At 43.0% G+C, this 23,613-nt stretch carries 25 protein-coding genes and 2 tRNA genes; 3 read left to right on the forward strand and 24 right to left on the reverse strand.

What is annotated here, in order from left to right; genetic code table 11:
• Positions 1–7: 7 nt before the first annotated feature.
• The 9 genes from ICN28_RS02455 to uvrC all read right to left on the reverse strand — a co-directional run bounded on the left by ICN28_RS02455 (position 8) and on the right by uvrC (position 8,124).
• Positions 8–328 carry a hypothetical protein gene (locus tag ICN28_RS02455; protein ID WP_216285970.1) on the reverse strand — a complete coding sequence of 107 codons (321 nt, stop codon included), beginning with the start codon at positions 326–328 and terminating at the stop codon, positions 8–10.
• Positions 329–340: 12 nt separating this feature from the next.
• Complete coding sequence (locus ICN28_RS02460) at positions 341–1,189, reverse strand: RimK family alpha-L-glutamate ligase (protein ID WP_216285971.1); 849 nt, start codon at positions 1,187–1,189, stop codon at positions 341–343.
• 277 nt (positions 1,190–1,466) lie between these two features.
• Positions 1,467–2,132, reverse strand: coding sequence for a TetR/AcrR family transcriptional regulator (locus ICN28_RS02465; RefSeq protein ID WP_216285972.1), 666 nt, complete (start codon positions 2,130–2,132; stop codon positions 1,467–1,469).
• A gap of 254 nt (positions 2,133–2,386) precedes the next feature.
• Positions 2,387–3,787 (reverse strand): DUF1254 domain-containing protein, encoded by a 1,401-nt coding sequence (locus tag ICN28_RS02470; RefSeq protein WP_216285973.1) that lies wholly within the window; start codon positions 3,785–3,787, stop codon positions 2,387–2,389.
• Between the two features lie 2 nt (positions 3,788–3,789).
• The gene (locus ICN28_RS02475) at positions 3,790–5,019 is read right to left on the reverse strand and encodes a cytochrome P450 (protein ID WP_216285974.1); all 1,230 of its coding nucleotides are present in this window, start codon (positions 5,017–5,019) and stop codon (positions 3,790–3,792) included.
• A 198-nt stretch (positions 5,020–5,217) separates the two neighbouring features.
• Positions 5,218–5,291, reverse strand: a tRNA-Cys gene (locus ICN28_RS02480).
• Positions 5,292–5,346: 55 nt separating this feature from the next.
• Positions 5,347–5,422: transfer RNA gene (locus tag ICN28_RS02485), tRNA-Gly, on the reverse strand.
• A 139-nt stretch (positions 5,423–5,561) separates the two neighbouring features.
• On the reverse strand, positions 5,562–6,146 hold the full coding sequence (gene pgsA, locus ICN28_RS02490; RefSeq protein WP_216285975.1) for a CDP-diacylglycerol--glycerol-3-phosphate 3-phosphatidyltransferase: 585 nt from the start codon (positions 6,144–6,146) through the stop codon (positions 5,562–5,564).
• 64 nt (positions 6,147–6,210) lie between these two features.
• The gene (uvrC, locus tag ICN28_RS02495; RefSeq protein WP_216285977.1) at positions 6,211–8,124 is read right to left on the reverse strand and encodes an excinuclease ABC subunit UvrC; all 1,914 of its coding nucleotides are present in this window, start codon (positions 8,122–8,124) and stop codon (positions 6,211–6,213) included.
• Here uvrC and earP point away from each other — a divergent pair.
• Together earP and efp are read left to right on the forward strand one after the other, a co-directional pair.
• Complete coding sequence (gene earP, locus ICN28_RS02500; RefSeq protein ID WP_216285979.1) at positions 8,123–9,232, forward strand: elongation factor P maturation arginine rhamnosyltransferase EarP; 1,110 nt, start codon at positions 8,123–8,125, stop codon at positions 9,230–9,232. The two genes, uvrC and earP, sit on opposite strands and share 2 nt — an antisense overlap.
• Positions 9,229–9,789, forward strand: coding sequence for an elongation factor P (gene efp, locus ICN28_RS02505; RefSeq protein ID WP_216285981.1), 561 nt, complete (start codon positions 9,229–9,231; stop codon positions 9,787–9,789). The genes earP and efp overlap by 4 nt, the downstream gene beginning before the upstream one ends.
• Before the next feature lie 408 nt (positions 9,790–10,197).
• Here the strand turns inward: efp and ICN28_RS02510 are convergent, their stop codons facing one another.
• The gene (locus ICN28_RS02510) at positions 10,198–10,728 is read right to left on the reverse strand and encodes a YeeE/YedE thiosulfate transporter family protein (RefSeq protein WP_216285984.1); all 531 of its coding nucleotides are present in this window, start codon (positions 10,726–10,728) and stop codon (positions 10,198–10,200) included.
• Positions 10,729–10,730: 2 nt separating this feature from the next.
• The gene (locus tag ICN28_RS02515) at positions 10,731–11,291 is read right to left on the reverse strand and encodes a YeeE/YedE thiosulfate transporter family protein (protein WP_216285985.1); all 561 of its coding nucleotides are present in this window, start codon (positions 11,289–11,291) and stop codon (positions 10,731–10,733) included.
• A 209-nt stretch (positions 11,292–11,500) separates the two neighbouring features.
• Between ICN28_RS02515 and ICN28_RS02520 the strand changes: the two genes are divergently transcribed.
• Positions 11,501–11,683, forward strand: coding sequence for a hypothetical protein (locus ICN28_RS02520; RefSeq protein WP_216285987.1), 183 nt, complete (start codon positions 11,501–11,503; stop codon positions 11,681–11,683).
• 58 nt (positions 11,684–11,741) lie between these two features.
• On the opposite strand, the gene ICN28_RS02525 is transcribed toward ICN28_RS02520, so the two are convergent.
• The 13 genes from ICN28_RS02525 to acpP form a co-directional block, all read right to left on the reverse strand.
• Positions 11,742–12,455 (reverse strand): transporter, encoded by a 714-nt coding sequence (locus ICN28_RS02525; protein ID WP_216285989.1) that lies wholly within the window; start codon positions 12,453–12,455, stop codon positions 11,742–11,744.
• 113 nt (positions 12,456–12,568) lie between these two features.
• A complete protein-coding gene (nagZ, locus tag ICN28_RS02530) occupies positions 12,569–13,648 on the reverse strand; it encodes a beta-N-acetylhexosaminidase (RefSeq protein WP_216285991.1) in 1,080 nt (359 codons plus the stop codon).
• Between the two features lie 70 nt (positions 13,649–13,718).
• Positions 13,719–14,159 carry a holo-ACP synthase gene (gene acpS / locus ICN28_RS02535; RefSeq protein ID WP_216285992.1) on the reverse strand — a complete coding sequence of 147 codons (441 nt, stop codon included), beginning with the start codon at positions 14,157–14,159 and terminating at the stop codon, positions 13,719–13,721.
• A 10-nt stretch (positions 14,160–14,169) separates the two neighbouring features.
• Positions 14,170–14,940 carry a pyridoxine 5'-phosphate synthase gene (gene pdxJ / locus ICN28_RS02540; protein ID WP_216285993.1) on the reverse strand — a complete coding sequence of 257 codons (771 nt, stop codon included), beginning with the start codon at positions 14,938–14,940 and terminating at the stop codon, positions 14,170–14,172.
• Positions 14,941–14,974: 34 nt separating this feature from the next.
• The gene (locus ICN28_RS02545) at positions 14,975–15,166 is read right to left on the reverse strand and encodes a hypothetical protein (protein WP_216285994.1); all 192 of its coding nucleotides are present in this window, start codon (positions 15,164–15,166) and stop codon (positions 14,975–14,977) included.
• A gap of 12 nt (positions 15,167–15,178) precedes the next feature.
• Positions 15,179–15,901, reverse strand: coding sequence for a DNA repair protein RecO (gene recO / locus ICN28_RS02550; RefSeq protein WP_216285995.1), 723 nt, complete (start codon positions 15,899–15,901; stop codon positions 15,179–15,181).
• Between the two features lie 11 nt (positions 15,902–15,912).
• The gene (era, locus tag ICN28_RS02555; RefSeq protein WP_216285996.1) at positions 15,913–16,818 is read right to left on the reverse strand and encodes a GTPase Era; all 906 of its coding nucleotides are present in this window, start codon (positions 16,816–16,818) and stop codon (positions 15,913–15,915) included.
• Between the two features lie 58 nt (positions 16,819–16,876).
• Positions 16,877–17,680 (reverse strand): ribonuclease III, encoded by an 804-nt coding sequence (gene rnc, locus ICN28_RS02560; protein WP_216285997.1) that lies wholly within the window; start codon positions 17,678–17,680, stop codon positions 16,877–16,879.
• 20 nt (positions 17,681–17,700) lie between these two features.
• A complete protein-coding gene (lepB, locus tag ICN28_RS02565) occupies positions 17,701–18,507 on the reverse strand; it encodes a signal peptidase I (protein ID WP_216286857.1) in 807 nt (268 codons plus the stop codon).
• On the reverse strand, positions 18,507–20,315 hold the full coding sequence (gene lepA / locus ICN28_RS02570; RefSeq protein ID WP_216285998.1) for a translation elongation factor 4: 1,809 nt from the start codon (positions 20,313–20,315) through the stop codon (positions 18,507–18,509). Before lepA ends, lepB begins: the two co-directional genes overlap by 1 nt.
• A 138-nt stretch (positions 20,316–20,453) precedes the next feature.
• Positions 20,454–21,923 (reverse strand): DegQ family serine endoprotease, encoded by a 1,470-nt coding sequence (locus tag ICN28_RS02575; protein WP_370626453.1) that lies wholly within the window; start codon positions 21,921–21,923, stop codon positions 20,454–20,456.
• 197 nt (positions 21,924–22,120) lie between these two features.
• The gene (gene fabF, locus ICN28_RS02580; RefSeq protein ID WP_216862376.1) at positions 22,121–23,356 is read right to left on the reverse strand and encodes a beta-ketoacyl-ACP synthase II; all 1,236 of its coding nucleotides are present in this window, start codon (positions 23,354–23,356) and stop codon (positions 22,121–22,123) included.
• A 15-nt stretch (positions 23,357–23,371) separates the two neighbouring features.
• Positions 23,372–23,608: an acyl carrier protein gene (gene acpP / locus ICN28_RS02585; RefSeq protein ID WP_089515466.1), complete on the reverse strand. Its 237-nt coding sequence runs from the start codon at positions 23,606–23,608 to the stop codon at positions 23,372–23,374.
• Positions 23,609–23,613: the final 5 nt, after the last annotated feature.

Here is a 23,613-nt window from a genome sequence, read left to right on the forward strand (position 1 = left end):
CAGTGACTTACTTCCAATTACACTGAATGGACCGAGTGAACCAATGATTGGATTGCTTATTCAGTTGGTCTATTAACTGCTCTACTTCATCGGGATTCAAATCAATTGCTTTTTTACCTTCTAATAGATTTCTCATCGTAGCTGAGAAATCATGACTGGTATTAATCCACATCAGATCTAAAACACCTATATCAGCCAGCATTTTGAGAGTTTCGACTGGAAACTCTCCTAATTGAGAACCACTGAGCGACTCATCATATGCTTTAGCAATTAAAGCCCAATGGGTCGTTAATAAACCAATTAAGTCAGAATTTTTAGATGGCATCATGACGCTGTTTAATCATCTATTGATATGAAATTGAATGGCTGCAGCAAATCTCATGGAAGCCTGCGGGGCAATCGGCAAGAACAGCTCTGGTTCAATTGCCTCAAGCTCCATCAATAACCATTGGTTTTGATATTTGACCAAATCAACTCTGGCATAAAGAGAAAAATCAGGCAGATAACTCAAGACTTGGTTACCAATTTGTTGTGCCTGCACATCTGCTTGAACCAAGGAATTAGTTCCGCCATAAGCATCTTGAACTCTGTAATCACCTTTTTGAGGTTTTTTCAGAATAGCGTGTGAATAAATGCCGCTGAAATAAATTAATGACAATTCACCAAAATCAGCAACGCTTTCTAAAAAAGGTTGGATCATGACATCACCTTTTACGAGCTCTTGCTTCAGATGTTCTTGGACTTGAGCATCTTGGGCTTGCCCTTTCAAAGCACCAATAGCACCGATGGAAACGGCTGGCTTCACAACCACGATAGGCCACTCTAATGAGTCCATTAAGCCCTCACAAGCTTGATGCCTGTCTACCCACACCGTTGGTACTGTTGGAACACCCAACCCAGATAATTCTTTTAGATATTTTTTATGGCTATTCCACCTCAGAATACGACTTGAATTCAGAACCCTTGTAACCTGCTCAACAGCTTCAACCCAAGATAGAAATTCTTCTAAATGTAAAAAATAGTCCCACGGAGTTCGAATGACCACTAAATCAAACGAAGACCAATCCAAAGATGCTCGCCAAGAAACCAGTTCAGATGAAATGCCTAGCTTATGTAACTCCTCTATTAGGAGATAGGACTCTGGATCTGGCTTTGCCATTTGTGCGCCAGTAATTAAAGCAACACGCATTCAATACCTTTGATATGAGAAGAATTGAGACTAAGTAGTTTTGGATTGTAAGATAAGTTCCATCTACAAGTTTGAGCGCCAGCTGATGTGTGCTTTTTAGGCCAATTAGTGGCTTAGCTCCCACCACTAACTCTGCCGGATTAAAAGAAAAGGTCCGAAATATGAAGTGGCTAGCCTGGACAAATATATACCTTTATCAAATGCTACATATCCTAACCCACTCATCTATATGGATGGTGTCACTCGGCCTAAGAAATCTTAGTTATTTAATATGAAATTACCTCAAAAAATTTCCCCGAAGCATAGATTCAAAAACCGTAAGATTCTCAGACAACTCCTTAAAACCTGATTCCCCACCACTTCCAATAGATGCCAATCTTGTCATAAACCCTGCAAGAACTCGAACGCCAGCCTCCACTTTAATATTCTTATCCAGCTCCCCTCTTTTCTTAGCAAGAGTTAATAACTCGGAAAAGAATTTCTTAAACTCATCCTGTCCAATATTTTTGGTTAAAGTTAACTCAGGGTGGCGCTGAATTTCTGCATCCGCATGACCTGCAAACAATACAATTGATGGATTTTTTTTAGTCAGCCGCAATGCTCCCTTAGACCCTAGAATCAGCTGTTCGAGAACAGTGGCATCGTAATTTAATGTAGATGCCTCTTTAAATACTTCGAGCAACTTGGAATTAACATCTTTTAAAGCCTCGTGAAATAGCGCAGCTTTCGAATCAAAATAGTGATAAAGCAAACCACTAGTCACACCGGCACGCTTGGCTATATCTCGATTAGAAGTTCCTACATACCCACCAGCAGCAAAGCATTCAATGGCAGCATCTAGTATGAGGCGAAACATTTCTCCATGCGAAATTGTGTTTAGAGGCCTGCCACGCTTTTTCTTTAAATCTAACTTAACAGTTGCAATTCCAGAATTCTTAGACACTTTTATTTGCCATATATAAAAGTACTAATATAAAACAAATAAAAACCAATAGCTAAATATCTACTTAACTTCTCATAATTATTTGCACTTGGTTAATAAGCTCTGCTTGGCATCCACCCAGATCCCAAGAAAAAATTGTGATCACCGCCAATCAGTTGGCCAACATGTCTAATATATTGCCTTGAGTAGCGCACATAAGAACGTGGCTCTATTAGATTAATAGAGCCACTAATTGAAAAATGAAAAAAGTGCGCTCAATCAATCTTTTCTAGCTTTGGTAATTTATATTGGCCATTTAAGATTGGCTGAGCAGGCTCATACATTCTTACAACTAATGAAAATGGGGCATCACCAACTGGTAGCCAATTTTTTCCATTAGCAGGCGGATTTTTAGAAAACTGTAAAAGTAGAGATCCATCTGCCTCATAAACCAATTCAGGCGTTCTATCACCAATAGAAAAACGATTAATAGAATTTTCAATCAGAGTAAACGTTTTTAAATCATATGCAGTAATTGACCAGAAGGCTCCTACTGGTGGGAGAGCACCTTTAGGAAAACGAATTTGATAACGACTAGCGCCGGTCATAAGCTGGCCAGAATCATCTACTGTTCTTGCCGCATAAACCGTTTCTTCTGGACGATTGGCATATCCACCATACACAACTGCTGCGCGCATTAAGTAGTTCTCACCATAATCAGCAAGGCCCAATGGGAAAATCCAACCATTCCGTACATCAGGAAGAGGTTGCTGGGAGCTAGCTCTAAGTAAAGCTTGGCCCTCAGCTAAAGCACCTTCCAAGCCTTTGCGCACTGATGGATTAATCTTTTCAGGATCGAACTCAGAATTAGGACCAAACCCAATTTGATCAAACATGCGAACCATAGCCTCTTCCCCTGCTCTGGGGGTATTGTTCTTCAACCAAATATTGAGTATCTTGAAAAACTCTATACTTGCCATAGGGTTTGACTTAACAGCCTCTTGAACAACTAGAGTCTCTTGCACAGCTTTTTTCGCCAACCATTGAGATAAAGGTGCAGCCTTAAAGCCTCTAAGTTGTGCACGAGCATCTTGAAGGTCATGCTCACCTCCAACGGCTAAACGCCCTAAAATCCAAACATTTTTAGTAGCCATTTTCACAGGTCTAACATTCTTGGGAAGAGTTCCTTTCCAAGTCGGACCAATGAGCGCAAAAAGTTGCGCTTTAGTTCCAGTGGTTCTCCGACCCAAATGCGTCACCTCATTAAAAAAATCTGTAACCGCAAGGGTATAGTAGCGATCCCGTGTGTCAGGTGCAGTTATAACAATAGGCTCCTTAGATAAATCAAACCAACCACTAAAATATAAAGTGTCGTTGTTAGGTGCGCGTAGCTCGCCCGCTGTCGTTGGTGTTATTAAATTTTCATTGATAAAAAAATGATTTATTGGAGCAGCAACAGGCTGATTGGCCGATGTCTTATGAGTTTCATTGTGCATTTGCTTAGACATATCAACCATAGGGTAACCCCATACATACGCCAAAGTTCCAATGTGCAGCGCCTGTTTTTCGTTGATAACCTCAACAAAACGCTGGCGAGCATCTTGTGTGGGCTGGCCATAAACTAATGAAATGGGGGCAAACCATAAGGCCCCAATTGTTAGCAAAATAAATTTCATGATCAAATCATCTTATATTGAATTGGAAGATGCTTAAGAGCCCCAACAAAATTACTTTGCACCCATTTAGGGTCACCAGTCAATTGGATGTTAGAGACTCGGGATTGCAACTCTCGCATTAACGTCCTTATTTCAGTAAGTGCAAGAAGTCTTCCGAGACAAAAATGAGCCCCAACACCAAAACCTAAGTGCCTATTAGGAGTTCTTGCTGGATTGAATTCAAATGGCTTATCAAATACAGCCTCATCACGATTCGCTGATAAATAAAACATTGCCACCGAATCACCTGCTTTAATAACTTTATCCTCAATAGCATAGTCACGAGTAGCCGTTCTCATGAAATGCCTTATAGGCGATACCCATCTTACAACCTCATCTGCACCAGTATTCCAAAGATCTGGATTTTGTCTAGTAGCCTTTTCAACATCAGGATTTTGAATTAACGCCAATAGCCCGCCACCAATAGATGAACTTGTTGTCTCATGACCAGCTGTTGATGCCAACATTAAATAGGAAAGAGTTTCAAGCATACCCATAGCTTGACCATTCACTAGTCCATTAGCAATTACGCTGCCCAAATCATCAGTGGGCTCTCTGCGGCGTTTTTCAACAATAGTTCCCAAATATTCAAAAAGTTTCTCAAATTCAGCAGTTCCATATTGACTCTGATCTTGCTGCAACTCTGGATCACTTGCAGCAAGCATTGCTTGCGTACTTCTTAATATAAAAGGGGCATCTTCCTCAGGCAAACCCAAGATACTCATAATGACATGCAATGGATACCAATTTGCAATATCACTAGCAAAATCACACTCTGTTCCAAGTTCTGCCATACGATTCACATAGCGCTTGGCAATAGATTGAACTCTAGCCTCAAACTTCGCAACCCCTGGCCCCAAAAACCAACTTTGAGTAATATTTCTGTAATTCCTATGATCAGGCTCATCCATATCTATGATTGTTCTAACTGATCCATCTCTCCCACGTCCAGTGCTTGCTAAATAATCTTCAACCGCCTTAGGAACCAACGTTAACCTCGGAGAGCTTATGAATAAATCATTTTGCTTTGCAATTTCGGAGATGTCTTTGTGAGTCACTAGCGCCCAAAATGGTCGGTATGTTGAATGTTCGATATAGGTAATCGGAGAATTTCGACGCATCTCCGTATATCTTTCATGCAACAAATCAGGATCTGTGTAAATTTGAGAACTAACAATATCTGGATGATTCATGATTACCCTCGAGAATTAATTAATTGATCAGTTAAATTAACAATTCATAAAGAGTTCAACATCCCCTAAGCGGACTAGATAGTAGAGATGATGGATATGACAGTTACCGCCATATAGACCAATAGTCTTGGCGGTTCGGAAGACGGTATAACCATCCGTCAATTAAGAGAAAAACCTTACTGGAAATGAATAAGTATTTGGAGGCGGAACCCAGAATCGAACTGGGGTACACGGCTTTGCAGGCCGCTGCATAACCACTCTGCCATCCCGCCAGGGATGTGTTGTGTGAAATTAAAAAGGGAAGCTGGTTAAGCTTCCCTCGTAATTTGGAGCGGGATAAGAGGCTCGAACTCTCGACCTATACCTTGGCAAGGTATCGCTCTACCAACTGAGCTAATCCCGCATAACAACAAGACCAATAATTTAACACATTTTCAGCTTATGTCAAATAATCAGACCAAATCAACAACTTAAGTGCTTTCAGAAGCCTAGGTTACTACAAAGTTCTTGTTTTTGCTTAAGCCCTGATTTTGTTTAACTTTTTAGCGCCCCACCTCAGTCTTAGCCTTGATCATCGGCCAAGCCTTTTGGAGGTAATAGAACATCGACCAGACGGTTAATCCAGCCGCAACCCAAATCAATGGCTTACCAATCAAGCTGGTGTGAAATAGTCCAAATAAGGTGTCATTAAAGAGCAAGAAAGGAATCGCAATTAATTGCGCAGCAGTTTTCAACTTGCCCACAAAATGCACCGCCACACTTCTTGATGCGCCAATTTGAGCCATCCACTCTCTTAATGCTGAAATGGTGATCTCTCGACCAATAATGATGAGTGCTATCCAAACACCCACCCGATCAAAATGAAGAAGTACCAATAAGGCTGCAGCCACCATGAGCTTGTCCGCCACAGGGTCTAAAAAGGCGCCAAATGCAGAAACCTGACCCCATTTACGTGCCAGGTAACCGTCTAACCAATCGGTTACTGCAGCGCCTACAAAGAAGATAGTTGCCCAGAGATTTTTATCTTGAATACTTAACCATGACTCCGGCAAATAAAAGATACCAACGACCAAAGGAATCGTGGCAACTCTTAACCAAGTGAGAAATATGGGTAAATTAAAAGGCATGCGACAAGGATAAAGGAATTTCTAACTAATAAAAGCACTTAGGTGCTTACTCAGCGTTTATTTTTTAGTGCAGTTGTTTATAGATCTGCTCAGCCAAAGCTTTGGAGATCCCCTCAACTTGCTGAAGCTCCTCAACAGTAGCGCTGGTCACGCCCTTAAGACCGCCAAATCGGGCCAATAGTTTCTGTCGTCGCTTAGCGCCAATACCTTCAATCTCTTCTAAACGAGAAACGTTTCTGGTTTTTTGGCGCTTGGCTCTCATGCCTGTAATGGCAAATCGATGAGCCTCATCTCGGATCTGAGCAGTGAGGAGAAGTGCAGGACTCTCAAGACCCAAAACCAGAGGTTCTCTTTGATCGGCAAACAGGAGTGTTTCTAACCCCACCTTACGACCTTCGCCTTTGGCGATACCCACAATCATATGGATATCTAAGCCCAATTCATCAAAGACATCCTTGGCCATTTGCACTTGGCCTTTGCCACCATCCACCAGCACAATGTGCGGCTGCTTTTCCGTTGGGATTTCTTGAAAATTGGCGTAACGACGATGCAAAACTTGGCGCATGGCGGCATAGTCATCACCAGGAATAATGTCATTAATATTGAATCGACGGTATTCTGAATTTTGCATATCGTGTTTTTGATACACCACACAACTGGCCTGAGTTGCCTCACCCGATGTATGGCTAATATCAAAACATTCCACTCGGAGATCTTCGGCATTTTCAATATCAAGATTCAAGACTTCAATCAACGATCTCGTTCTAGCCTCTTGCCCACCTGCCTCAGTCAAACGCTTCGTTAAGGCCAACTCCGCATTATTCTGAGCCATCATCAACCAATGCTTTCTCTGCCCTTGAGGTTGCTTGAGGATCTGCACTTTTCTAGTTTTGTGTTGGGTGTTGGGGTTCGATTGAAGTGCCTGCGTCGCCCTGTCATTAAGTAGGTTTTGCAACTCTTGATTCTCAGGTGTGTCTTTAAAGTCTTGAATGACCAACACCTTCGGGATAAGCTTCAGAGCTTCCGCATCGTCGCTCAGATAATGCTGAGTAATGAAAGCATTCATGACCTCATCGCTATCAGGCATGGCGTCTTCTTTAAAGCGCCCCATTTTGGGGAAGTAAGCCCGATCGCCCAAATGTCGACCACCTCTCACCATTGCCAAGTTAATGCACGCAGAGCCACCCTTCATGGCAATAGCTAGGATATCGACATCCCCCTCGCCTTCAGCCACCGTATCCATCGACTGTTGCTGTAGCACTTGTGATAAATCCGCAATGCGATCCCGCATCATAGCGGCTTGTTCAAACTCCATGTTCTCACTGTGGGTGAACATGGCTTTTTCAAAATCGGACATCACGCTGGCATGATCCCCTTCCAAAAACTTCATGGCTTTACTCAGATCTTGAGCATAGTTTTTTTCTGAGATATTACCCACACAAGGTGCACTGCAACGATGAATCTGATGCAATAAACAAGGTCTGCTTCTGTTTTTAAAAACAGTATCTTCACACGTTCTTATTTGAAATACTTTTTGCAGTATTTGAATACTGTTGCGCACCGCCCAAGAATTAGGAAAAGGTCCAAAGTATTGGTGCCTTTTATCCACTCGCCCACGGTAATAAGCCAAGCGCGGGAAGTCATGACCTGAAAGCATCAAGTACGGATACGACTTGTCATCTCTAAATAAGATATTAAATGGTGGGGCCAACTCTTTAATCAGGTTGTTTTCTAATAAAAGAGCTTCTGTTTCTGTCCGGGTCACCGTTGTTTGCAATGAAACAATCCTGGTTACCATTCTTTCAATCCGTGGGGATGAAAGATTTCGTTGAAAATAGCTACTGACGCGTTTTTTTAGGTCTTTGGCTTTGCCAACGTATAAGATCTGTCCTGCTTCATCAAAAAAGCGATAAACACCAGGTAAACCTGGTAATTTTTTTACTTCATCAATGAGGGCTTCGGGAGTCTTATTCGACATGCGCTGGGATATTTTTTGTCAAATCGTGGATAACTATGGTGATGCTGGCGTTTGCTGGCGTCTAGCTAGAAGTTTGTCTAAGAGAGATGATATCCGCATTCGATTATTTTGCGATGATTTAAAAGTTTTAGACAAAATTGCCCACGGTGACGCCATTAAAACTGGAGCAGCTTTAGGCATCGAGGTCTTACCTTGGAGTTACCTCGAAGATCTAGGCAATACCAAGCCTACCGATCTTATAGGTGATGTGGTCATCGAAGCCTTTGCTTGTCATATCCCCAAAAACTATCTGGATGCCATGTGTCTTGAGGGTTCCCAAGGATCAGCTAAGCCCCTTTGGATCAATTTAGAGTACCTCACAGCCGAGCCCTGGGCAGATGAGATGCATTTGATGCCATCGCCCCAGAATAACAATCTAAGTAAGTTTTTTTATTTTCCAGGCTTCACGGAAAAAACTGGTGGCGTGACTTTGGGAGACTGGGACAATGTGACTGCAAGAGACGTTCCAATATCACTAGCGCCATACTGGGATGATCGCCTCGAGGCTTCTTATCCGACAGTGCGTCGAGTCTCTATTTTTAACTACAGCCATGCTCCATTGGAAAACTGGCTTAAGAGTTTGGCAATGGCCGCCCATAATTCTGGTGAGTTAATAGATATTTATGTCTGTGCCAATCAAAATATTTCTGTTGAGTTGATTCAATCACTAAAAGGTTCCCCATTAAGGTTCATTCAATTGCCTTTTATTCCTCAAGAGGACTATGACTGGCTTTTGTCACGCTGCGACCTGAATTTGGTCCGTGGTGAAGATTCGTTTGTTAGAGCGCAGTGGGCAGGTCAACCTTTTATTTGGGATATTTATCCTCAATCCGATGGAGCTCATGAAATTAAACTGGATGCTTTTTTAGACCTTTACTGGAAGGGCGGGTCTAGCGCCTTGATATCACAAGGAAAAGCCGCTATGAAATGGTCAGAACCCCATCAATGGTGGGCTTTGATGGCCGAATGGACGCAACATTCTGCATCTTGGTCAGAGAAGTTGAGAGCTTTAGGGCATTTAGAGGGTAAAATCTTAGACTTTGTGAAATCTCAGGAAATATCGCGATGAAAACTGCTCAAGAAATCCGCGTAGGTAACGTAGTTATGTTGAATGGCCAACCCTTGGTTGTTCAAAAAGCAGAATACAGCCGTTCAGGCCGTAACTCTTCTGTTGTGAAGATGAAGTTCAAGAACCTCATCACTGAAGCGCCTAACGAAGGCATTTTCAAAGCTGACGACAAATTTGAAGTTGTGATCTTGGAGCGCAAAGAATGTACTTATTCTTACTTCGCTGATCCAATGTATGCATTCATGGATACGGAATTCAATCAGTACGAAGTTGAAAAAGACAACATGGGTGATGCACTGCATTACTTAGAAGACGGCATGCCTGTTGAAGTTGTTTTCTACGAAGGCAAGGCATTATCTGTTGAGTTGCCAACTATTCTTGTTCGTGAAATCACGTACACAGAGCCAGCGGTTAAAGGTGACACCAGCTCAGGTCGTGTTTTAAAGAGCGCTAAGATTGCTACAGGCTACGAACTTCAAGTTCCTTTGTTCTGTACTGAAGGCGACAAGATTGAAATTGATACACGTACGGGTGAATACCGTAGCCGTGCTAACTAATTAAGACAATCATCGTCTGATATAAAGAACCACCTTCGGGTGGTTTTTTATTTCCTAGTTTTCTTAGTTCTTCCTAGATTCTGATTAGTTAGTTTCCATGTTATTTACTTTTTTATTTTTTAATCTTTTTCATTTATGAAATAAAAAATAAATCAGTGTGCTGCTACTTTTTTAAGCAAACAACCTAGTGGCTTGTATTCAGAGAATTTATCTAAAAAGCTTGCTCAGTTATAAACAGTTTCTGTGGATAACTTCTGGCCAACTCTATGTTGGATGAACCAAGCTGGTGCATGGATGATTGACTCACCCCCTCTTTTACAAAAGAAAAAGCCACTGACGTGTTAGATGCCAGTGGCCTAAATTTGAGATCCAACTTGATTCAAGTCGGATCGATTTGATAATGATTAATTAAATACCTTTTTTCTCAAACCATCTAAAGATAACCAATGTGATGATGGTGAAAACAACTGCTACCACCCAATGGTTAACACCTAGGGCTTCTGGCAAACCAAGCTTACCAAAGTCCGACCAAGATAAAACAGTTGATTTAAAGAATGGGAAAAGTTCAGCATATACAGCAGCGCCAGCGATCATACCGATCACGCCAAAGATAGCGTGCCAGCGACCCTCACCCACAGCACCCACTGAAGTACCAGGACAGAAGCCCATCACCGCCCAACCAATACCAAACAAAGCACCACCAATCACAATGCCACCCACATTCATGGCTTTATGACTAAGCTTGATGATTTCAAGATCGTGCATAGCCAATACGCCAAACATACCCACGATGATGGCAGATAACATGAACTTCAAAATTGCCATGTCTTTAAATAGCATCGCTGAAACTTGTTTATCGTAACGAAGCACTCGACCTTTTTGTAAAAGGAAACCAAATACCAAACCGGTTATCAAACCTAAAATTTGTTCTGTAGACATGATTAAACCTTTCTATAAATAAAGTTAGCAACTAGTGCGCCGATACCAAAGAAAAATGCTAACGCTACAAAAGCACTAACTGATAACTGCATCATGCCGCTTAGACCATGACCACTTGGACAACCATCCGCTAATCGTGCACCAACCATGGCGATGATGCCGCCAAAGAATGAAAACACAGCACGCTTCATTACAGAAGATCCAAATCTTTTTTCCCAAATCGGCGGTACACCTTCAAATTTGAAACTCTTATCTGTTAGAGAAGAAATCAATGCGCCAAAGAAAATACCAATCAGGATCATGAACTGCCAATCTACTTTGATCTTCTCTTTCATGTAATACGCATTCTCAGCAACATGTGCTGGATCTATGCCTTGGAATAAAAATCCAGCAGCTCTAACAAACGTTGTTGAGGCGCCTAAATACGTTGATTTACCCAATAAGGTCGTTGTGAGATACACCGAGATGATGGCTAACACGCCAACCAATGCACCTGCTAGGTAAGGACTCCATCCTGGACTGAGATCAGCCTTCAAATGACTAGAGCTATTTTTATCACTCATATTTTATTTCTCCTTGTTTAACAAACACTTATTAATTAATTCCTTAATAATATATTTAATTATATATTGTTTGTGTGATAAATAACAAATTTCTTGTAAGCAATACAACAGCTAGGGGTATGGGAAACACCAATAACTAAATATAGTAGTTTGTAGTAAATTTGAAACAACTCAGTGGTAACTTAGCTGAGCTATAAAAAGAGACAATTATGAGAAAAATCGTAGACGTATTTAAAAGAAAAGATCGCAGCCTGGTGTGGACCTATGTGATCTCACTCGACCGCCAAAGACTTAACTCTGGGATTATTGAGTTTGAAAGAGAAGCTCTGCGCTTAGCTGAAGACCAGCATGGCGATAAGGAGTTCTTAACGGCTAAAGTCCGTTTAGCCTAATACACGCCGCCAATATGGATAAAGATGACGACTTGGGTAATTATCCAGGCCTTTACCATTACTTAAATCGGTAAGTCATACCCATACCAATCTGCTTATCTATGTCAGTATGATTCAATGCTTTTTTATACCCAATATCCAAGTCAAGATCATCGCTAACTTGATGAATTAAACCCAGAACAACAAACTGGGGATCAGATTTTTCTTGCTTGCTTACATGGGATTTCACTCCCGAATCAATTAATGCTGTCCACTGATCATTAATGGCATACAACATAGCTACGGATGATTTTTGAATATATTTGCGAGACTCATCATTCTTTGCCGGATCTGAATAACGATGATGCTCAAATCCCGCATTAAAAAGCCATGTAAATCTTCCCCACATATACTGAGTCATCAAAGTTAGACTCTCACCTGAACGCCCATCACCCAAGCTCTTTTCTTGATCACCTGAAGCAAATCGATACTCCGGTTTTAAACCCACAGAGAATCCGTCAGCATCAAAGAATCGCCACTTGAAACCCACGCTAACATCATTAATACCATTGGGCTCTGAAGTCGTATAAGGTAGATTGATAAAAGTATCTAAGTTTTCCAATACACCTTTGGTAAGCGTAGCGGTGGCTACCCTACTCTTAACTCCCTCATCTTTTAACCAATCTGCATTAACTTCTATCTGATAGCCGCCCACTCCCTGCGTTCCAGTATCTTCAGACACCAAAGGATGAGCCGCATAGGCCGTATTCAAAAAGCTTAACTGAGCAAACAAAGACAATCCGCAAAAAGTCCTCAACAACCATAATTTTTTAAAACTCTGTTTGCCACACCAATTCATCTTGTGTCCTTTTGGTAATAGATATATCAACTCTATCTTTACTTCAATTAAACAGTAATTAACTTAAGTTGTTTCAACTGGGCGATGGCTCGCTGATAATCAGGGCTATTTTGCAGATCATCCCAATTGAGCGCAGCCGAGCTTGGCATGAGTTTTTGCAAGCGGGCTCTTGATACCTCAAATGCCTTTTGATTGAAGACCAATTCATTTAACAATTGATCTGCCAAATCAGGGCGATTACAAATCAAAACTTGATCACAGCCTGCTTTTAAAGCCATCTCAGCGCCTTTAACCACGCTACCTGCTACAGATGCACCCTCCATCGATAAATCATCGCTAAAGATGACTCCTGTGAACTGCAACTGCTTTCTGAGAATATCTTGTAACCAAACTTTTGAGAAACCAGCTGGGTTTTTATCAACTTTAGGATAGATCACATGCGCTGGCATAACTGAGGCTAAACCTAAACCAAGATACTCATAAGGCTTCGCATCATCTTGCATGATCTGCTGTAGTGATCGCTCATCAACCGGAATGGCGATATGAGAATCTGCCTCAGCCCATCCATGACCTGGGAAGTGCTTGCCACAGTTGGACATGCCCGCTAGTTGCAAACCATGGTTCAAGCTCTTCGCCAAAGTGGCAGCTATCTGAGGATCACGATGGAAGGAACGGTCACCAATCACGCCACTTCTACCAAAATCTAAATCCAATACCGGTGTGAAACTGAAGTCCACACCACAAGCTCTTAACTCGCTAGCCAATACAAAGCCAACGGAAGTCGCAGCATTCATGGCCAAGAGCGCATGCTCTGCACTCGCTTTTTTACCAAAATTGCTCCAGATATCACCTAACTTTTTCATGGCTGGTAAATGTGTAAAGCCATCCGTGCGACAGCGTTGCACACGACCACCCTCATGATCAATACTGATCATGACGTCCGCTCTCACAGCTTTAATAGCCTTCGTTAAAGCAGTCAGTTGTTTGCGATCTTGATAATTTCGACCAAACAAAATAACACCACCTGTTTTAGGGTGCGCTATACGACGAATATCTTCTTTGCTTAAGGTTTTACCAACCACATCAAGAACGATGGGACCTGCTTTGAATACTGGATTTTTAGCCATGATTGAATTTTTATTAATTAATGAGTATTTAATTTCTGTATTTGCTTTAATTAGCCCTGGCTCTCTTTGGCTAAGAGCCGCCTAAATCTTTATAGTCTGTCACGCCAGTTACCACAGGCGTTCCATAGGTTACCACCACAAAAGCAATGGCCATATCCACTTCATCGCTGATACTAACCTGCGCTGTGAAAAACTTATCCTGCATGAACTGCTCTAGCGCACCGGAACATTTAACCACCGGTTTACCACTAGGATCATTGAGTGTTTGCATCACACGCCAAGACATCGGGCTACGCATACCTAAACCAATGGCTTTTGAAAAAGCTTCTTTTGCAGCAAACCGAGTCGCCAAATAAGCCATCCCTCTTGATTCGTTACGCGCCAAGCGAGCTTTAAAAACCATCATTTCATCGGGGCCTAAGATACGCTCTGCCAAACGCCCATTAGTACGCTGATAGCTCGCAATTAAGCGATCCATCTTTAAGATGTCTGTACCAACACCAGCGATCATGAGTTCACTTTCATTTCTGCGCTTTCATGGCTTTTTCTCTGGCAGAAAACATAAGCGCTTTCATATCTTGAATAGCGGCTTGCCAGCCTTTGAAAACAGCTTCAGCCACAATTGCATGCCCAATATTCAATTCTGCTATTTCTAGTATTTCAGCCACAGGCTGAACGTTACCCTCGTGCAAGCCATGACCTGCATTGACCTTTAATCCGATGGACTGACCAAATTGAGCCGCTTTTTTAATGCGCTGCAGTTCTGCCAACTGCTCTTGACCATTCGTGTCAGCATATTTACCGGTGTGTAACTCAATGACTGTTGCACCAGCCTCTTTGGCTTTTGCAATTTGCTTCTCATCGGGGTCAATAAAAATAGAAACAGTGATGCCTGCTTGGAGAAGTTGCTGAGTGGCTTTCTTAATTAAATCAAATTGCCCAATCACATCCAAGCCACCTTCAGTGGTTACTTCTTGGCGCTTTTCTGGCACCAAACAAACGTCATGAGGCTTAACTTGACAAGCAATATCAATCATTTCTTGTGTAACGGCACACTCTAGATTCATACGGGTTTTAATCAAAGGTCGCATAGCGATTAAATCAGCATCTTTGATATGCCGGCGATCTTCTCTTAAGTGCAAAGTAATTAAATCAGCGCCATATTGCTCTGCTAATTGAGCAGCTTTTAATGGATCAGGGTAAACGGTACCACGCGCATTTCTAAGCGTAGCGACGTGGTCGATGTTGATACCTAGATCAATGATATTTTTAGGTTGCAATTGGTTTGCCATAATTTTTAATTTTAAAGAACTACAGATACTTTGTTCAAAGTTCAATAATCGAACGGCGCTTTAATAATCCTCTTTGAGGAGCAACTAATCCAAGAGACCCTATTGGGGAGAATACAACCGTCTTTAAAGATGCTTGATCCTGCATGTTAGCGCCTTGAATAGAATTGGAATTCAAGAAATCCCAGAATTTTAATTTTGTCTTCTCGACTTGTGAGTTTTTTTTCATCTCGGCCTCCAATTAGATCTTTTTCAAATCAATCAAAATCTGACGAGTCATCATGGCTTGATCTTGAAGATGCAAACCAAGGATGAAACGCGTTAAGGATTTACTTTGGGTCAGGGTATCTCTATCGCTGTAGTCTTGTGCATTCATACAGCGTAAGTGCTTACCCGTCATGACCGGCCAATGACCTGGATCATCCGCCTGAAGCTTGCGGATGCCACGCTCAGGTTGGTAAACATAATGCTCGTCATCTTCAAAACCATCGTAGCTATCAATGCAACGATCAAGGGCTGCCGCAAATCCTGTTTCTTTTAGCAGTGTTATTTCAAATGGTCTGAGAATAGGTTCGAGATCAGTTGGATCTTGGCCCAATAAATGAACTGTTTTGGAGTACTCGTCGTAAAGATCCTCATGGGAGTCTTCGCGCGCGGTGAACTTAACCAAGAGCTCATTAAGGTAAAAGCCACACAACAAGGCATCCCCCACCAAAGGAGGCACACCACCCAGCCACTCCGCCTTGGTCATGGTCCTTAGCTCACTTTTACCACTCCAAGAAACAGCCAATGGCTGGAATCTTTGCAAGACAGGGCGCAAAACAGAATGAGGTCTTTTCGCACCTTTAGCAATTAAAGCCATGCGACCATAAGAGCGCGTAAAAACATCCAGAATTAAGCTGGTTTCTTTATAGGGAATACTATGAAGCACAAAGGCTGGCTCGTCGGATACACGGGTCGCCATACTAGACTCTGTTACTCGATACCCTGCTCACGCAGAATAACTCGATCGTCCGCCCATCCACCCTTGACCTTGACCCAAGTTTCTAAGAAAACTTTACCGTCAAATAACTTCTCCATATCAATACGGGCTTCAGTTGAAATGCGCTTAAGCTTAGCGCCTTTCTCACCAATCACCATGGCTTTATGACTTTCACGATCCACAAGAATCGTGGCAGCGATACGGCGCATCTTGCCATCCATCTTGAATTCATCAATCACAACAGCACTGGCATAAGGCAACTCATCACCTGTGTAACGGAATACCTTTTCGCGCAGAATTTCTGCAGCTAAAAACTTCTCACTACGATCCGTCAACATTTCAGGATCGTAAATGGCTTCTTGCTCTGGCAAGTACGGCTCCATGAAACTTAATAAACGTTTCACATCTTCAGCATTCTTGGCAGTCATTGGAATGATTTCAGAGAATTCAAATTTCTCACTCATTTCACGCATGAAAGTGAATAGCTTTTGATCACGATCCTCTGGTGCATCGGCTCTTGATGCAAAGACATCTAATTTATTAGCGAGCAAGACCACCGGTATATCTTTTGGCAACAACTCTAATACCTGCTCATCCGCTTTACTCCAGTACCCCGACTCCACCACAAAACAAATCAGATCAACGTCAGCCATGGTAGTTCTAACCGTGCGGTTCATCACCTTATTCATGGCATTGTTGTACTTGGTTTGAAAACCCGGTGTATCGACCAAGATAAATTGGGCCGTGTCAGTGGTCTGCAAACCTAAAATACGATGGCGTGTGGTTTGCGCTTTACGAGAAGTAATACTAACCTTCTGCCCCACAAGCGCATTCAATAGCGTTGACTTACCAACGTTAGGGCGTCCTACTATGGCAATCGTTCCGCATCTAAATGTCATGTGGTTTCAATCCTTTTATGTTCTTTTTTTTATTATTTGGCGTTATCAATCTATTTCTTTACTCGGACTTCAATTTCAGATTTAACTGATCATCCGTTGGATCAGGAGTCGTCACTAAAGACGCCTTCTTTTTCGTCGCTTTGGTTTTTTTAGGCTGCCGTCCACTTTGAGAAACCGCTTTTTGTGCGGCCTCTAAGGAATTTTTAGCCGCCACTTGCTCCGCAGCTCTTCGAGAAGCACCTTTACCGTTCAAAATAATCTTTAAACTCGGTATCGAGCATTCCACTTCAAATTGCTGGTTGTGGGCAACACCGGTTGTGGCAATAACGTTATAGATAGGTAACGGCAGTTGATGACCTTGCAAGTATTCTTGCAAAAGCGTTTTATCGTCCTTACCCAAAGTTCTAGGGTCAACGTGCTCCAGAATTTGTGAATACCATTTCTTTAAGACTTTTTTAGACGCATCAAAACCAGAATCAAGGAAGATTGCCCCTACTACGGCCTCAAAGGTATCGGCCAAGATCGATGGGCGTTTAAATCCACCACTCTTAAGCTCACCCTCACCCAAACGCAAGCAATCTGATAGGTGCAAGGCTTGTGCAATTTCATAAAGCGCTTGTTGCTTCACTAAATTGGCTCGCACACGAGATAGATCACCTTCATCCAAGTCGGTATATCGCTCATAAAGTATTTCAGCAACGGTGCAGTTCAGTACCGAGTCACCCAAGAACTCTAAGCGCTCATTATTTTTTTTACTATGACTACGATGTGTGAGGGCTTGGATCAATAAGTCCGGTTTTAAAAAGGTATAACCCAAACGCTCCTGCAGATTTTTTAAATCTGGGGGTAAGCGCGAGCTCATATCCGTCTTAACCACTTTGCTCACTCAAAACGCCCAATGCGTTTTAAATCGCCGAGATTCATCCAAACAAAGAATGCTTTGCCAACCAAGTTAGCCTCTGGAACAAACCCCCAATAGCGTGAATCCGCTGAATTATCACGGTTATCACCCATCACAAAGTAATGCCCAGGTGGGACAGTACAGGTGACCCCAGAAAAGTTGTACTCGCAGTTTTCTGAATAAGCAAACTGTGATTGATTAAAAATACCACTCACACGCTCTGGATGATTCAGAATATTGTGGGCGTAACCACCAAACTCTTTAGGGAAAGTTTCGCGATAGAACTTTACATAAGACAGCGTCTCTGGATCAAGATAGTCCGGCTTAGCTTCATACGTTAAAGGCTGGCCATTTAAAGTTAAGCGTTTGTCTTTATAGGATATTACATCGCCAGGCAAGGCAATAACACGCTTGATATAGTCAACAGACTCATCCATTGGGTAACGAAATACAGCAACATCACCACGCTCAGGTAAATTCATCTCAATGATTTTTTTATTGATAACCGGCAAGCGAACACCATAGGTGTATTTGTTGACCAAAATGAAATCGCCGATCATCAACGAAGGAATCATCGAGCCAGAGGGAATCTTAAATGGCTCACACAAAAATGAGCGCAAAAAGAATACTGCAAAAATAACTGGGAAAAAACTAGCGGTGTACTCCAACCAAAGAGGCATGCGATCGATGCCAGCAGCCCTTCTCTTAGGCGCAAAGACAAGCTTATCTGCAACCCAAGCGACACCGGTCACCACCACCAAGATAAAAAGAATGAGCGCAAAGTTCATCATTTATCCTCTACTTGAAGAATGGCCAAGAAGGCTTCTTGTGGAATCTCAACGCTGCCCACTTGCTTCATGCGGCGCTTACCTTCTTTTTGTTTCTCTAATAACTTTTTCTTACGCGTGATGTCGCCACCATAGCATTTTGCTAATACGTTTTTACGTAACGCCTTGACGTTCTCACGTGCAATGATGCCACTGCCAATTGCAGCCTGAATTGCCACATCAAACATTTGACGCGGAATAATCTCACGCATTTTGGCAACCACTTCACGACCTCGATACTGGCTGTTACTGCGGTGAACAATGATAGAAAGCGCATCTACTTTTTCACTATTAATCAGAATATCGACCTTCACCACATCCGAAGGACGGTACTCTTTAAATTCGTAATCCATGGAGGCGTAACCGCGTGAAATTGATTTCAAACGATCAAAGAAATCCAAAACAATCTCACCCATCGGCATCTCATAAGTGAGTTTGACTTGGCGCCCAACGTACTGCATATCCATCTGGATACCACGCTTACCAGTACATAAAGTAATCACTGAACCTACATACTCTTGCGGCATAAATAAGTTCACCACCACGATAGGTTCTAGAATGACTTCAATTCGGCTTGGATCCGGCATCTTCGATGGGTTATCCACCACAATTTTGGAACCATCTTTTAACTCTACCTCATAGACAACTGTTGGGGCTGTTGTAATGAGTTCCATATTGAACTCTCGCTCCAAGCGCTCTTGCACGATCTCCATGTGCAATAAACCCAAGAATCCACAGCGGAATCCAAAACCTAAAGCTTGAGAGACTTCAGGCTCATACATCAAAGCCGCATCATTTAGCTTGAGCTTCTCTAACGATTCGCGAAGCGCGTCGTATTGATTTGACTCAACTGGATAAAGACCAGCAAACACCTGAGGCTGAACTTCTTTAAAACCGGGCAAAGGTTCCACGGATGTTGTTTTATTTTGTTGTCCAGGCGCATGAGTAACTGTGTCACCCACCTTAGCAGCCTTTAACTCTTTAATGCCCGCAATAATGAAGCCTACTTGACCTGCAGAAAGTTCTGCGCGATCAACAGACTTGGGCGTAAAGACACCCACATGTTCCACTAAATGCTGCGTGCCAGAGGCCATCAATAAAACTTTATCTTTGGGTTTTAATGTGCCATTGATCACGCGAACCAACATCACCACACCCACATAGTTATCAAACCATGAATCAACGATCAAGGCTTGAAGTGGTGCTGTTGCATCCCCTTTAGGCGCAGGTACTTTTTTAATTAAATCCTCAAGAACATCTTGCACGCCTAAACCCGTCTTAGCAGAGCAAGACACGGCATCGGTTGCATCGATACCAATCACATCCTCGATTTCTTGTTTAGCGCGATCTGGATCTGCCTGGGGCAAATCAATCTTATTAAGAACAGGCACGACTTCCACACCCAGTTCAATAGCGGTATAGCAGTTAGCCACTGTTTGAGCTTCGACGCCTTGACTAGCATCCACAACCAATAGCGCACCCTCACAGGCTGACAATGAGCGACTCACTTCATAGGAGAAGTCAACGTGTCCTGGAGTGTCAATTAAGTTGAGGTTATAAATTTTGCCATCACGAGCTTTGTAGCTAAGTGCTGCTGTTTGAGCCTTAATGGTAATGCCACGCTCTTTCTCAATGTCCATTGAATCAAGGACTTGAGCTTCCATTTCACGGTCTGAAAGACCGCCACAAAGCTGAATAATACGGTCTGCTAGGGTCGACTTACCGTGGTCGATATGGGCAATAATAGAAAAGTTACGTATGTGATCCATGGATTCCTTAAAACGGCTTGCCGCAATGCAACACCATATTGCACTGCAATAAGACGCCTCTTTTGTCTATTGTAGTCGTAACCAAGCCTCAGCCTGAATTTCTATCAAAGTCCAATCAAGCTGAGGGTTATTTGAGTTTTAATCGTTAGAACCAGGTTTGACAGGAATCACAATCGTACTGTTGGCTCTTCGAATAAATACCGCGACTGCTTTGTTTTTGGGCAAGGCTTTTAATGCCGTCTCAAACTGCTTAGGCGTTATGACATCAATATCAGCAACGCGGACAATCACATCACCAACTCGCGCACCCGCTTTAGAAAGAGGACCATCTGCTAGATTTTGGATCTCAACACCTGACTTAATACCTAACTCGCGACGCTTGGCGTCTGTGAGTTCAGTAACAGCGACTTTGAAGCTGTTTTTCGCATTCGGGGCTGTATCTGCATCTGGTTTTTTAGCGGCTACCTTTTCAGCAGGCTCAAGATCGGCCACAACAACTGAAAGTTCCTTTTGAGAACCTTTACGCCAGACCTGCATAGTTGCTTTTATACCAGGCTTGGTATCACCCACAATTCTTGGTAAATCAGATGATTTATCAATCAAACGATCATTGAAGCTTAGGATCACATCCCCGGCTTCTAACCCTGCTTTATCGGCAGGCGCACCGGGTTCAACATTTCGCACCAAAGCACCGCGCGCCTTCGTCAAACCCAAACTCTCCGCAACCTCTTTACTGACTTCAGCAATGGCCACACCAATACGCCCACGGCTGACTTTGCCGCTGACCTTTAACTGATTCGATACACGCATCGCTTCATCCATAGGAATCGCGAAGGAGATACCCATGTAGCCACCTGATCGAGAAAAGATTTGAGAATTAATACCGATTACTTCTCCACGAGTATTTAATAATGGGCCACCAGAGTTGCCAGGGTTAACTGCAACGTCTGTTTGAATAAAAGGCAAGTAATCACCGGTGTCTCGGCTCTTAGCCGAAACGATTCCGGCAGTCACTGTGTTTTCGAGACCAAATGGTGAGCCAATAGCCAACACCCATTCACCCACTCGCACTTTAGAAGAGTCGCCAATCTGAAGGCGAGGTAAACCATTCGCTTCAATTTTGACTAAAGCGACATCTGTGCGCTTATCGGCACCAATTAATTTCGCTTTGAATTCACGCTTATCTGGCAATGTGACATAAATCGTTGTTGCACCGTCTACAACGTGGGCATTGGTCAAAATAAAGCCATTGCTCTCAATAATGAAACCTGATCCAACACCTCTGTTTTGCTCTTCTTGCTGAGGTTGCTTATTGTTGTTAGGGCCTTGCTTAGGAGTTGGCATGGGTACACCAAAGAAGCGACGGAAAAACTCCGCTTGATCATCATCCAAACCTGGAATACCAGGTATACCGGGAAAGCCCTGCTGGGCTTGCCTGACATTTACTTTTTCAGTGGTTCGAATATTGACCACTGCAGGGTTGGCCTTCTCAACTAGATCAGCAAAATCCGGTCCAATTCTGACTGCTGGGGCTGGTGGTTGTGCAATTGCAGCCACGGGCGCTACCGGCTTGCTAGCATTACCTTGGGCCCATGCAGAGCTATTCATTAAACCTAGTGCCAATGCAGCACCAATTAAATAAATTACGGATTGTTGTTTTTTCATCATAGCCATTACTTTAGAGGATTCAGTCACACTTTGCTTGAAAGATATTAAGCCAGTCTTAAATGGGGGCTTTTGCCAATAAATAAAGGCCTCCTAAGAGACCTTTATTTATTTTTGCCTAATGATTGGCACGATAGAGCTTAAATTTTACGGAAAACGATTGTTCCGTTCGTACCACCAAAACCAAAGTTATTCTTCACCGCCACATCAATCTTCATATCACGAGCTGTATTGGCACAGTAGTCCAAATCACACTCAGGATCTTGATTGAAAATATTGATGGTTGGAGGCGACTTTTGGTGATGAAGCGCCAAAACTGTAAAGACAGACTCTAAACCGCCAGCACCACCGAGAAGGTGACCTGTCATGGACTTTGTTGAGTTCACGACAACCCCCTTAATAGCAGGTCCCAATGCAGCCTTCAAAGCCTCGGTTTCGTTCTTGTCACCCAATGGTGTTGATGTGCCATGCGCATTGACGTAATGCACTTGATCCGGATTAACACCCGCATCTTTTAGCGCATTCACCATACAACGGCGCGGACCATCCATATTCGGCGCAGTCATGTGATACGCATCACCACTCATACCAAAGCCAGCGAGCTCAGCGTAAATTTTTGCGCCACGAGCTTTAGCATGTTCATATTCTTCTAAGACCATCACGCCTGAACCCTCACCTAGGACAAAACCATCACGGTCCTTATCCCAAGGGCGAGAAGCCGTCGCTGGATCATCATTGCGTGTTGAAAGTGCGCGCGCTGCAGCAAAACCACCCACTCCCAATGGAGAAATCGTTGACTCAGCGCCGCCTGCCAACATCACATCTGCATCACCGTACTGAATCAGGCGTGCAGCCAAACCAATACTGTGTAAGCCGGTTGTACAAGCAGTTACAGCAGCAACGTTAGGACCTTTGAGGTTCAAGTTGATGCTGAGGTGCCCAGAAATCATATTAATGATCGATCCAGGCACAAAAAATGGCGAAATACGACGTGCGCCACGATTAACGTATTCAGTATGGGTTTCCTCAATCATTGGTAAACCACCAATGCCTGAACCCACCATGACACCAATTCTTTCAGAATTTGCATCAGTGACCGTTAAGCCAGAATCACGGAATGCCTGAGTACCGGCGGCAATACCATAATGAATAAACGTATCCATATGGCGAGCTTCTTTAGCGGGGATGTAATCCTCGATATTGAAACCCTTTACCTCACCGCCGAAATGCACGGCCAAACCAGAATGATCAAATTTAGTGAGGGTCGCAATACCGCTGCGACCCGCCAATAAATTTTCCCAAGCATCACCTACAGTATTACCTACAGGTGAAACCAAGCCTAGTCCGGTAACGACAACCCGGCGCTGCCCCTTCAACTGGCTCACAGCTAATTAGCCCTGCTTTGACTTGGCGAAATCGATAGCCAATTGCACAGTAGTGATTTTTTCAGCTTCTTCATCAGGAATCTCGATGCCGAACTCATCTTCCAATGCCATGACCAATTCAACTGTGTCGAGAGAATCAGCACCTAAGTCATTAACGAAAGATGATTCATTCTTGATTTCAGCTTCGTCTTTGCCTAATTGCTCAGCTACGATTTTCTTAACGCGTTGTTCGATGTTATCCATTTAAT

The organism is Polynucleobacter sp. 30F-ANTBAC, from assembly GCF_018882385.1.
GTDB lineage: Bacteria > Pseudomonadota > Gammaproteobacteria > Burkholderiales > Burkholderiaceae > Polynucleobacter.